This window comes from Aquidulcibacter sp. (assembly GCF_020253525.1).
Classification (GTDB): domain Bacteria; phylum Pseudomonadota; class Alphaproteobacteria; order Caulobacterales; family Aquidulcibacteraceae; genus Aquidulcibacter.
In genome coordinates this window covers 1-11868 of sequence record NZ_JADCBK010000122.1, presented here as the reverse complement: position 1 = coordinate 11868, position 11868 = coordinate 1, and the positions used below count along the sequence as shown (strand labels likewise).

Sequence of the window (11868 nt, the reverse complement as noted above, 5' to 3'; positions counted from 1 at the left end):
TGGCGCAGGGGCAGGTGCGGCGGCTTCTACTGGGGCAGCAGCGCTTGGGGCAGGATGGCCTTCTGCGGCCAATTCCAACGCCCCGATCAAAGCGCTATCGTCACCCTCGGGCTCAACACCCGTGGCTTCAAGCTCTGCCAAAATCTCTTTGATGCGGTCGATGCTTTCCAAGACCAATTGCACTTGGTCGGGTGTTGCCACCAAAGTTCCGTCACGGAATTTGCCTAAAAGGGTTTCACCGGCATGGGCAACAAATTGCAGACGTGGCAAACCTAAAAAGCCACAGGTTCCTTTAATCGTGTGAACCAGTCGGAAGATACTGTTAAGCGTATCGCCGTCCGTAGGATCGGCTTCAAAAACAACAAGCTGAGTATCGACGGTTTCGAGGAATTCATTTGTCTCGGTTATGAATTCGCCAAGTAGTTCATCCATAAAACTAGCCCTTTACCGACGCGTTGAATTTGACGCTTCACGCCAATCATCTGCACACAATGACGGCGGACGGTTAAGACAGGACTAAATTTTGAGCAGAAGTGCAGTATTATGCCGCTATACGAACAATTAGTTCAACGCGTTCTTCACTTTCGCGAGCGGCCAGTTCGGCACGCGCGCCCGAGGCGGTGATAAAGGCGAGATAGGGCTGGACCGAGCGCCCATCAAAACCCCCTTCCGGCATCTCGCCGGCTAAGCCGGCACGCACGGCGGGCTTCAGGCTGGCCCGAGGGCCGGTGGCAATGACATTCAAGGTCAATTTATCGTCTTCTTGACCACCGGTGACTTCCAATTGCCCGCCACGGGGCAAGCAATCGAGGCCGACAAGGATCAGATTCATCAGGATTCTTGCGGCTGCCCGTGGTGCTGTCTGCACGGGCAATGTCCAAACCAAGTCGGGCTTTTGGCTTTCAATAAAGCGGCGAGCCAATTCTTTAAGTTCACCTAAATCTGCCGTCCCGGGCCCGGTCGTGCCAGCGCCAAAAGTGGCGCGCATAAACTCGAGCTTCACCGCCGCTTGTCCGGCCGAGTTGCGGATAAGCTCCATCGCTTGCTCGCGCATATCTGCACCGTGGTCATCATCCAAAATGTCTAACGCCGTTGTGAGCGCCGAGATGGGCGACACAAGGTCGTGACAAATACGTGAGGAAATTAGCGCAACGAGGGTTGAGGCATCCATAAGCATGCAGCCTCTGTGCCCCGATTCGGCAACTTGCGGTCAGAAGAGCGCATTAGATGGCACAAGTTCGTGTTTCTGGCCCATTTCAGCAGCCACAATATCTGGTGTTATCAACATGTAGAGGGAAGTCCATATTTGTGGAAAACCCTATCACTAGCCCTTGTGTTAAAAAGTCGTGAAGCTACTATGGGTGGGCACACAGATAGTCGGCCTTTGGGGCTGGGCACAAGATATGGGGATATTCATGACCAACGGCTGGACGGATGATCGCGTCACCCTACTCAAGAAGTTGTGGACAGATGGGCTATCGGCCAGTCAGATTGCAAAGCAATTGGGCGGCGTAACGCGCAATGCCGTCATTGGTAAAGTCCATCGCTTGGGCCTCGCCGGTCGGGCCGCCCCATCGCGTCCAATCAAGCGTATTCCTGTGCCAACCGCGCGTCCGCGTCCGGTGTTGGTGGTGCCGCCACATGTCGCAGCCAAGGTCGAGTCTGCCGTCAAGGCTTTAGCCCCCGCCGCGCCTGCGCCCATTATCAAGCCAGCCGCTAAGCCAACCCCACCCCCGCAAAAGCGGGGTGATCTTATTGGCGTTCTGCAATTGGGCACCAATATGTGCAAATGGCCCATCGGCGACCCTGGCGATCCAGACTTTGGTTTCTGTGGCGCGCAATGTAGCTCCGGTGCCGTCTATTGCACCGAACATGCGGCAATCGCGTTCCAACCCGCCCTCAGCCGTCGCCAAGGCGGCAGCAAGGAAGATCGCGCGGCCTCAGAAGTCCGCCGCCTGGCCCGCTTGGCCAATTTTTAGATAGATAACCAAGTCTACTAAAAAAGCCGCTCCCTCCAGCGAGGGGGCGGCTCTTTTTGTGTCGATTGTGTCGCTAAATCTTAGTCTTCAAGCAGGCGACGGGCGATCACTTGGGCTTGGATTTCGCCAGCGCCCTCAAAAATGTTGAGGATACGTGCGTCGGCCAATACGCGGCTGACGGGATATTCCAGTGCAAAGCCGTTGCCGCCGTGGATCTGCAAGGCATTGTCGGCCGCAGCCCAGGCCACACGTGCCGCCAGAAGCTTGGCCATGCCGGCTTCCAAGTCACAGCGCTTGTCTTCATCCTTTTGGCGGGCTGCAAAATAGGTCAGTTGGCGTGCGCCCAAGATTTCGGCGGCCATTTGTACCAATTTGTTGTGCACGCGCGGGAACACAAAGATTGCGTCGCCAAATTGCTGCCGGTCGAGTGCATAGGCCAAGCCCAGATCGAGCGCATTTTGTGCAACCCCAATGGCGCGGGCGGCAGTTTGGATGCGCGCACTTTCAAACGTGGCCATCAAATGCTTAAAGCCCATGCCTTCGACGCCACCGAGCAGGTTTTCAGCCGGTACTTTGAACGCATCAAAGCCCAACTCATATTCCTTCATGCCGCGATAGCCCAAAACCTCAATCTCGCCCCCGGTCATGCCCTCTGCGGGGAAGGGGTTTTCATCGGTGCCGCGTGGCTTGGGGGCCAAGAACATGGAGAGGCCCGAGAAATTATTGGTTTCTGGCTTGGTCCGCGCCAACAAAGTCATCATGTCGGCCCGGGCTGCATGGGTGATCCAGGTTTTATTGCCCGTAATCTCCCAATGGCTACCTTTATTCTCGCCACGTGTGCGCAGCGCTCCAAGGTCTGAACCGGTATTTGGTTCGGTAAAGACGGCGGTTGGCAGGGTCTCAGCCGAGGCAATTCGGGGCAGCCAATAATTCTTTTGCGCATCGGTGCCGCCGGTCAGAATGAGTTCTGCCGCGATTTCAGAGCGAGTGCCCAGCGAACCCACGCCAATATAGGCGCGCGACAATTCTTCCGAGACGACGCACATCGCCGTCTTGCCCATGCCAGAGCCGCCAAACTCCTCGGGAATGGTCAGACCAAAGACCCCAAGCTCTGCCATCTCTGTCAGGACCGACATGGGGATCAATTCATCGCGCAAGTGCCAGCCATGCGCAAATGGGGCGACCTTTTCCTGACCAAAGCGGCGGAAGGTGTCGCGCACCATTTCATAGGTCTCATCCAGACCCGTCACTTCAATCGTGCCCTTGCCTTGGGCTTGGGCAACAAGGTCCGCCGTCCGGGTTTTGAGGTCTTGGGTGGCTGCCGCCAGAAGGGCCGTATTGGCCGGACCCGACAGGGCCTCTTCCACAAGTGCTTCAAGCCCAAGCTCAGCAGGGCGAATGGTTTCGCCCTGGTTCATGGAAATCCCGCCTTTGAGGTCGCCCAGATAGCTGGCGAACAAAAGGCAGGAAAGCGCAGATTCTGTCTCGCCAAATAGGCCTTCGTCCTGCAGTTTAAGCGCCCAATTGGCCACTTCGCGCAAGGTCTCCACATAGGTCGCGATCCACGCAAGCCCGTGCACAATATGCTGTTCTTGGTCGATTAGCTTGCGGTCAATCTTGCCGGCTGGGGCCACGCGCTTGCGCACAAAAGCCAAGGCCGCCGTTTTGATCGGTGCGAGGGCTGCCGCACTTTCCCCCAACAGGGCAGGAACGGTCTGAGGGGATAGGTCCAAAGCAAGCGTTGGCATGGCAGCGTTCATGGTAAGACTCTCTGATTTCGCATCTGCAGCATGACATAGCGCACGCGTGGCAGAAGGCAAAGGCTAAATTTAGCCCTATCTGCGCAGTATTTTTCTAAATTGAGAGCTTACATCCCCAAATTGGGGATATCATTTTCCAGAAGAGCGCGGTCTGCCGTAAAAATAACCCTGTTGGCCGATCACGCCGATCTCGCGCAGGGCTTCTGCCTCTTCGGCCGTCTCTACCCGTTCGGCCACCGTTTCCATGCCAAGGCCACGTGCCAATTGGTCGATCGCCACCACAAAGGCGCGACTATCTTCCCGCGATTCAATGTTCTTCACATAGGCACCGTCGATTTTGATTTCGTCCAGTGGCAGGGCGCGGATCGAGCGGAAAGACGTATGACCCTCGCCAAAATCATCCAAGGCCAAGCGGGCGCCCGCAGAGCGAACAGATTGGCCAAAACGCGCCGCCGCGTCCAAATCATGAATGGCAATGGACTCAGTTATCTCCACCGTTAAACGGTCAGAGATCGACCGATTATAGGCCAAGATGTCGAGATAATCGCGGCAGGCCGAGGAATCCGCAATTGTCCCTGCCGAGACATTAATCGCCAGCTTAATCGTATCTTCCCGCGTCAACGCGCTGAGCGCGAGATTGAGGGTCTCAATATCCAATTCCCCGACCAAGCCAGCGCGCTCTGCCGCTGGAATAAAGTCGATGGGGGCCACAACCCGCCCATCGACTTGGATTAGCCGAGACAAACATTCCCACCGCACCACTTGATTGTCCGCTGTGGAGATAATGGGCTGACGGAACAGGCACATGCGGTTATCCGCCAGAGCAGACCTCAGCATAAGTGTTTCAGGGTCATTGGCCGCCCGTGGTTTCGGCGGCACATATTCTGGTGCAAGCGCCATAATCTCGCGGAATACGATGATCTGGTGGGCCACGTTGGCAATCACTTCCAGATTGCTGGGACGCCGGATTGTAACCGGGTGGCCGCGACGCATAGCTTGGAAAGCGGCCCCTTCGACCGCTAAGTCCAATTCATCAAAATGGCTGGGCGGCCTGTCCACTTGCAGGAAGACCGCCGCCTTGACGGGATCTACCCATGACAAGCCGCCTGTCGCGTCAATCTTGCAGGCTGTCGCGTGCAAGAGGCTCAACGCATCTTCCGCCGGGCTAAGTGTGGCGTGTTGCAAGGGCTCAAGATGGATCGAATGGACCATTCGAATACCTCTGACCTATTTCCCCTCAAAAGAGAAGTCCTAAAATGCCCGGTTGCAGACCCTATCTTTTGGGGCGTCCGCCCGCCCGTTCTGCCGCCTTTGTCGAGACTTGGCTGGGCAGAGGCACAAAATCGAGGGCCGTTTCAACCGCCGCCAAGGGCGCTTCAGGCGGTGTTATCCAAGGAAGGCCAGTCTTTTTAACGCTTGCACTTGTCGCTTCTAGGTCAGACGGCTTCAGATTGCCGGTTATGGCGGACAAAGCAATGGTCGCGGCTTGCAGGTCGCGCACGGCCCGGGCTTGGGCTAATTGGGCTTCCAACAATTCCTGCTGTTGTATCAGCACGTCCAAAGTGGTCCGCAGCCCAACAGATTGTTCAAGCTCGGCCCCCTCAAAGGCAATTTGGGCCGCTTTGACTTGTTCGGCGGAAGCCGTCACCGCAATGCGTGCCACGCGGGCTTGATGCCAGGCATTGGTTGTGCGTTCTGAAATCTGGCGCTCGCCATCCACAGCTGAAAAGCGCGCTGCATTGGCATTACCCAATGCCTCGGTAATGCGCGAACTGGCGAGGCCACCGGTGAAGATGGGCACGGATAAGCGCGCCGTCACAGACGTATTGCCACTGCGATTGCCATCAAAGCTTGAATCAACGGCCCAAGCTTGGCTGGCTTGGACGGTGATTTTGGGACGGTTCTCGGCCTCAATCACTTTGGCCCCCGCCATCGCAATCGTCTCGCCCAAGCGGATCGCTGCAAGGTCAGGATTATTGGCCCGCGCCAGAACAAGCGCTTGATCGAGGCTGGCTGGGCCTGCAACTTCTTTGATTTCTGGTGTAAGTTCGGTGGGTGCTTGGCCGATCAGGCGTTCAATGGCCGACCGGCTGGCGTCAACGGCTGCTTCGGCAGCGGCCAAAGCAGTTTTGCTTGCCGCTTGGCGGGCTTCAACTTGGGCGACATCGGTCTTTGTGACATCGCCAACTTCAAAGCGCACGCGGACGGCTTCTAGCTGACGGTTCAGGGCCGCCAAATTCTGGCGACGTATTTCAACCGTTCGAATGTCGCGGCGCAGGTCTGCATAGGCGATGACCACATCGCGCATCACGGCCAGTTCGCTGGCTGCTAAACGTGCATCGGCTTGGGCGATTTGGGCGTCCGCCAAGCTCATCGCCGCTTTTACCCGACCCGCTAGCCAAACAGGCTGCGAGGCAGTGATGCCATAGGTTGTCGGCGTCGTCTCATTAGCCAAGCGGCTGGAGATCACGCCGGTTGAGCTGATGGATCGGGTCCAGGATTCTTGTTGGCCATAGGTGGCCTCGCCACCAATCTGCATCCGTCTTTGCGCAACGGCTTGGACACGGCGCTGGCCGAGGGCGCGCAGATTGGCGCGCTGGCTTTCAAGGCCTGGATTGGTTTGCAAGGCCAGCGTGACGGCTTCGGGCAGTGATTGTGCGAAAGCTGGGCTGGTCATGGCAGCCAAAATGGCCAAGGATATGCTGAAACGGGCGGCGTTTTTTACTGTGTTCATTGTTGGAGCATCTTTATGTTTGTGCACCACAGCATGTGGCGGGGGAGGGAACTCACGCGGCTGGTTTTTGTGCCTTAGTTTGGATCAGTACTGGCGTGACAAAAGCGCTTGTCATGCTTTAACCTTAATCGATGAACAAAAGAGGGGTGTGGCAGATATCCTTCCGTAAAGTTCACAACTAATTGAGCGCAAAATGACTCGTTTGGCTAGATGGCAATTGACCTTCCAACCGGTGTGGCCACACAATAGAGCCATGAGGGGTCGAAAATGGTTTGTGGAAACAAAGCGAGCCGACGTTGAGACGTCTATTAAGGGCAGATTGTGATCCATGAAGGATGATGCGACTTTGAGCCAAGAAAACCCCCTCAACACGCGGGAAACTGGGCATAATGCCACCCGCTGTAGCCTGCGTCGGCGTGACATGATGGGTGGGTTGGTTTGGCCAAGTCTCTGCGCGACGGGCTTGTTCAGTGCAGCTGCAAGTCCTGCTTTAGCCCAAGCCAAAAGCAAAGCGCCGCCGGCAGAGCGCGGCATAAACCCGTTGACCTGGCTTAATCGCGGTCGGGATAGTTTTGATACGGTCTATGAAGCCTCCACCGGCGTGGTCGCGGCGCGCATGCGTGACTTTTCGATTCGCGCACCGGACGGAAATCTCTGCCAAGCCCGTATTGCCTATCCGGTGACAGTCTTTGACCGCATGCCCTTGATCCTGTTCTGCCCCGATGCGGGGTGCAAGGGGGCCATGTATGATCCTTTGATCGGTGCTTTGGCAGCGAGCGGCTATTTCGTCATCGCCTTGGACGATCCCCGCGCGGTTAGTCTCAAGGCCAGCGACGGCAGTACTTTGGTAGCCAGTTTGCCAGATCAGCGGAGGCCCAGCCTCGCCGAAGCCCGTTTCTTAATTGATATGTCTTCGGAGGCGGCTCAAATATTGGGGCCGCGTGCCAATCGGGTGGATGCGTCACGCGTTGGCGTGGCAGGCCATGGCGAAGGGGCTTGGATGGCGCTGAGTTTGGCGGGCTGGGGGTCTAGCGAGTCCGATGTCGCCATTACCCGCGACGGCCGCGTCATGGCAGCCTTTGTGCTGGCCCCATCGGCGTTAGAAGCCAATAGGCGGATTGTGAATGGCGTTGCCGAAGGTGGTGCCCTGGCCCTCTTGGCCGGTCCGAAAGGCACTTTGCCACAAGCTTTGCCTGGCAGTGGGCTAATTGCTCTTGGTTTGCCCGCACGATCGGCCACCTTTGGCGGCTTGATTGGAAATCCAGCTGTAGAGCGACGCAAAGGTGCGCGGCAAGTAATTGAACCCAAGCCCTTGGCCGCAGCCGTTGCTGCCGCCTCGATCTTCTTTGATTGGGGCCTGAAACGACAGGGAGACCGCAAACGCACCCTGCTTGGCCTGAATGGTCGGGTGGTGGAAGGGCTTTCTCAACCCCTACAGCTCAGCCGCGCTTAGATTGCTGATTGGGTGCGCAGCAGCGTCAGTCCCCTGTTAAATTCGCCCGCATAAAGCTCATAAAGTCGATCAGAACTGCAAAATTTCTGCGGGCCTAGTGCGAAAGCAAGACAATGCCCTTAAATAAGCGGGTCTCAACCCGATGGGAAAATTTTATAGACCAAGGTTGATGAGGAGGCTTTAGGCCAATGAGTGATGATGCAAATGCCACCAAAACACCCGTAACCGATACGGTGTCCGCGGAAGCAGTGCTGCCCGAGATCAAGGTTGAGTCGAAAGATTTAGTCCGTATCCGTGGCCAATTGTCCTTGGATGACCGGGCTTCAATCGCCACCTTTGGCGATAATGCCCAGCGTAATGTCGTGGCCTATGCCGACCGAATCCTGGCCCAAACGCAAAATCGTGAGTTGGGGGATACGGGCCGTCTGTTGACCGACATCATCGCGAAAGCCAAGGCCTAGACCCCGCCGCCATGCAGAAGAAAGGCTTCTTCGGCAAATTATTTGGCGGTGCGCGCGCCGAGATTGAAAAGTTCAAAGGCAAGTTTGAAGACGTCGCCAGCCAGATCGACGCCATTGCGATCCAATTGGAAAAGCGCAAGGACGGTCTGCGGCGCGATATCGCCGTCTTGGACGATTTGCACGAACAAACAGCGGCCTCTATCGCCCAGCTCAGCGCCTATATCGAAGCCGGTGAAGCTTTCGCCGCCGAAATCAAGGCAACCCGCCTGCTAGAGCTTAAGACCATTGCCGATGAGGCTTTGTTGACCGGCGATGGCATGATTGAAGCCCAAGCTTACCGCGATGCCCAACAAGCTATGGAGCGCCTTGAAAAGCGGATCTTCTATCTGAAGCAAGCCCGCCAAATCGGTATCCAGCAATTGCCGCAAATCCGCATCGTCCAAGCCGGTGATGAGACTTTGGTGGAGAGCTTGCAGGCTTCAACCCGCCTGACTATCCCCTTGTGGAAGCAAAAGATGGTGCTGCTCTTGGGGCTGCGCCGTCAAGAAGATGCTTTGGCCATGCAAAAGGCGGTCACCGATGCCACCAATGAAATGCTGCGCCAGACCTCGTCTATGATGAAGGATCAGGCGATTGCGATTGAAGAGCAGTCCCAGCGCGGCATTGTTGACCTTGAAACCTTGGAACAGGCCAATCGCGACTTGATCGATACGATTTCGGGCGTCCTTTCCACGCAAGAAGAAGGCCGCCAGAAGCGCGCCATGGTCGAAAAGCGCATGGATGAAATGACCCAAGAATTGCGGCAGGCTTTGGTGCAAGGACGCGTGTCATAATTCATGGCCCGTCGCCGCTCGAAAGACTGGTTGAAGGAAGAGTTCAGCGTTCGGATTCGCTCGCCGCAATCCCTGGGCGTGCTTGCCTTCTGGTTTATCATCTGGGCCATTTGTGACTTTAACCCCTGGGTCGGGATCGGCTTGTTCTTTGCAGCAGGCGGGTCGATTGGCCTTTTCGGCGGCAAGCGCGACACAGTCGATGACCTGTGGGGCTATGACGATGACGAGGATGATTATGACGACGAGGATGACAAGCCGCGTCGTCAAGGTGGCGAGTCTGAGGCTGCCGCCCGGGCACGTGCCAATGGTGAAGCTTTACCCGCACCCGAAGCCCCACCAAAACTGCATCAAGCCGTTATTGAAGACGCCAAGCCCGCTTTGGTGCGCCTAGAAGCTGCCGCCAGCGTGGCTGAAGGCGAATTGGGCGCCCGCCTGCGCAATATGGTCGCCCGCGTAAAAGAGGTGGAGATGGGCCTGCGGCAAGACCCCTCGAAATTATCCGATGTCCAGCGCCTCTTTACCTATTATCTGCCCGCCACGGCTGACCTATTGAGTGCGCGCGGCGCGGTGGCCGGTGGTGCCGATCCCGCGCGTTTGGCGGAAATCGATACGATGATTGGCAAGCTTGATCTTGCCTATACCGACTTTGCCAGCCGCCTTCGGGGCCACGATGCCCGCAGCCTCGAGATTGATTTGCGCTTGCTCGATCAATCCTTGGACGATGAATTCGCACATAAGACAAAGGGCTAAAGGATGGCCAAGCCGCCGTCTGACACACAAAAGCCGCGCCGGGGTGGGGCAGGAACCTCATGGTGGGTCATCTTTGGCTCTTTAGCCGCCTCTTTGGCAATTGGCGGGGCGCTCCTGGTTGAGTTGCGCTCTGGCCCGATTGTGGCGGGGCTTGTGGCCCTGTCGCTTTACGGCTTTCTGACGGTCGCACTGCCCAAACTTATCCAGCGCAAAGCAGCACCAGATGAGCCCAGCCCACCCGAACTTGACCCAGAAGATAGCGATCCCCGCCACGCCCTGATGGTCGAGGCACACCAGCATATTTTGGCCATCCGCGCCGCCATCCCCGCCGTGCCACTCCCCGTCGGCCAAGTCCTCGACGCTTTGGTCCGTCACGGCTTGACCATTTTGGATACGGTGGCGAGCCAGCCTGAAAAACTGAACCCCATTCTGCGCTTTTTCACTTATTATCTACCCGCCACAGCTGATCTGGTGTCTGACCGTCTGAAATTAGAAGCCCATGCCGGCCAAGCCCGCTTGGCCGAAATCGACCACACATTAGGCCGCCTGCAAGAAGCTTTCGCCAGCTTTGAACGCGCGGTTGTAGAGCCCGACCTCGCCTCCGTCGATCTCGACATCGAACTCTTAGATCGCGCTTTGAAGGACGATTTGGCCCCACGGTGAGGGGGGGGCACGTCGCGCCGTAGGGTGCATTCCATTTATGGAATGCACCATGGGCATGCCAAATCTGAAGGTTCTTTTGACTTGGAACGCTTCAATGCCTCGCTTTGCTCACATTAGAGCCGCCCAATAATTCTTATTGCGCAGATTTGGGTGTCGAGAGGTGAAATCGACTTCGTCGACGCGCCGAAGGCGCGCCTCTTGACCCCCAAATTTGCGCGCCCAAACTCGACCTAAGCCTTTGCCTAGGCAGAGCCTGCGGCAAAGGCTGTCCAAGTAAAAACATCGTAGAAACAGCGTTGCACACATGGTGCATTCCTGTCGGAATGCACCCTACGGCGTCGCGCGTTGTTAAAGTTAGACGCGCTTTACACGTGAAGTGGCCGATCTTCATGATTTGTGCAAAGAATGTCCATCAAATCTCCACGCTGAAAGACTGTAAGCGACCCGCGTCAATAGTTTGAAAACGGGGACGGCGAGATCGCATCATGCTTATCCATCCTTTTAGAAGAATGTGCGCAGCCATCGTGGCAGCGCTAGCCTCTTTAATCGGTTTAAGCGCCTGTGCTGAGCGTCATGCTTCCAACTCTGTCCCCGGTCAGACAATCTCTTTCAAGGGCCAAAACGGAGTCGATCTTGAGGGTACCCTCACTTTGCCAAGCACTAATCCCAACGGGAAGGCTCCGGCAGTGCTTTTGATTCAGGGCAGCGGTCCAACCGATCGCAATGGCAATCAGCTACCATTTGTTCGCACCGACTTGCTCGCGCAATTGGCAACCGATCTTACTGCACGCGGCTATGTAACTTTGCGATACGATAAGCGTGGGATGAAGGCCGGCCGATTAACCCTGCCTCGGGACCCTGTTGAGCTTAAAAACTTTGTTGCATGGTCAAATTTTGTCGGTGACGCGCGTTACGCGCTGAACTATTTAGCTCAGAATCCAAACGTCGATCCAAAAAGGATTTATGTCATTGGCCATAGTGAAGGCGGGCTGATCACGCTTGACCTTGTTCAGGATCGTACTTTGCCAATCAAAGGCGCTGTCATTCTCGCAACGCCAGCTCGGCCAGCCCAAGTGTTAGTTCGCGAGCAAGTCTCAAACCTTATGCGAGAGCAAGGCGCAGGCGCGGCACAAATTGCGACGACCTTAGCGGCGATGGCCCGTCTCGATAACGCCATTTTTGCAACAGGCAATGTTCCTGAAGATGTGCCACGTGAACTAGGCCCACTTTACGAG

10 protein-coding genes and 1 pseudogene are annotated in these 11868 nt (G+C 56.5%); 6 read left to right on the top strand and 5 right to left on the bottom strand.

Translation table 11 applies throughout. The features are described 5' to 3' along the window. The coding region (locus tag IOB61_RS13480; protein ID WP_290817695.1) for an Hpt domain-containing protein at positions 1 to 432 on the bottom strand (432 nt) is incomplete at its 3' end. A gap of 109 nt (positions 433 to 541) precedes the next feature. After that, the gene (locus IOB61_RS13475) at positions 542 to 1171 is read right to left on the bottom strand and encodes a histidine phosphotransferase family protein (RefSeq protein ID WP_290817692.1); all 630 of its coding nucleotides are present in this window, start codon (positions 1169 to 1171) and stop codon (positions 542 to 544) included. A 244-nt stretch (positions 1172 to 1415) separates the two neighbouring features. Between IOB61_RS13475 and IOB61_RS13470 the strand changes: the two genes are divergently transcribed. Then, positions 1416 to 1979, top strand: a complete 564-nt coding sequence (locus IOB61_RS13470; protein ID WP_290817689.1) for a GcrA family cell cycle regulator — start codon at positions 1416 to 1418, stop codon at positions 1977 to 1979. 80 nt (positions 1980 to 2059) lie between these two features. On the opposite strand, the gene IOB61_RS13465 is transcribed toward IOB61_RS13470, so the two are convergent. From IOB61_RS13465 to IOB61_RS13455, 3 genes are all read right to left on the bottom strand, one after another. Further along, positions 2060 to 3739, bottom strand: a complete 1680-nt coding sequence (locus IOB61_RS13465; RefSeq protein ID WP_290817686.1) for an acyl-CoA dehydrogenase family protein — start codon at positions 3737 to 3739, stop codon at positions 2060 to 2062. A 129-nt stretch (positions 3740 to 3868) separates the two neighbouring features. Continuing rightward, positions 3869 to 4951, bottom strand: a complete 1083-nt coding sequence (locus IOB61_RS13460; RefSeq protein WP_085337981.1) for an EAL domain-containing protein — start codon at positions 4949 to 4951, stop codon at positions 3869 to 3871. A gap of 61 nt (positions 4952 to 5012) precedes the next feature. Further along, the gene (locus tag IOB61_RS13455; protein ID WP_290817682.1) at positions 5013 to 6473 is read right to left on the bottom strand and encodes a TolC family outer membrane protein; all 1461 of its coding nucleotides are present in this window, start codon (positions 6471 to 6473) and stop codon (positions 5013 to 5015) included. Between the two features lie 328 nt (positions 6474 to 6801). On the opposite strand from IOB61_RS13455, the gene IOB61_RS13450 reads away from it, so the two are divergent. The 5 genes and pseudogenes from IOB61_RS13450 to IOB61_RS13425 form a co-directional block, all read left to right on the top strand. Beyond that, complete coding sequence (locus IOB61_RS13450) at positions 6802 to 7926, top strand: hypothetical protein (RefSeq protein WP_290817679.1); 1125 nt, start codon at positions 6802 to 6804, stop codon at positions 7924 to 7926. A 188-nt stretch (positions 7927 to 8114) separates the two neighbouring features. Next, positions 8115 to 9220: pseudogene (locus tag IOB61_RS13440) on the top strand (toxic anion resistance protein). A gap of 3 nt (positions 9221 to 9223) precedes the next feature. Next, positions 9224 to 9970: a hypothetical protein gene (locus IOB61_RS13435; RefSeq protein WP_290817669.1), complete on the top strand. Its 747-nt coding sequence runs from the start codon at positions 9224 to 9226 to the stop codon at positions 9968 to 9970. Between the two features lie 3 nt (positions 9971 to 9973). Next, entirely contained in the window at positions 9974 to 10633 is a 660-nt protein-coding gene (locus IOB61_RS13430; protein ID WP_290817666.1) for a 5-bromo-4-chloroindolyl phosphate hydrolysis family protein, read from the top strand. A 485-nt stretch (positions 10634 to 11118) separates the two neighbouring features. Further along, the coding region (locus tag IOB61_RS13425; RefSeq protein WP_367272858.1) for an alpha/beta hydrolase family protein at positions 11119 to 11868 on the top strand (750 nt) is incomplete at its 3' end.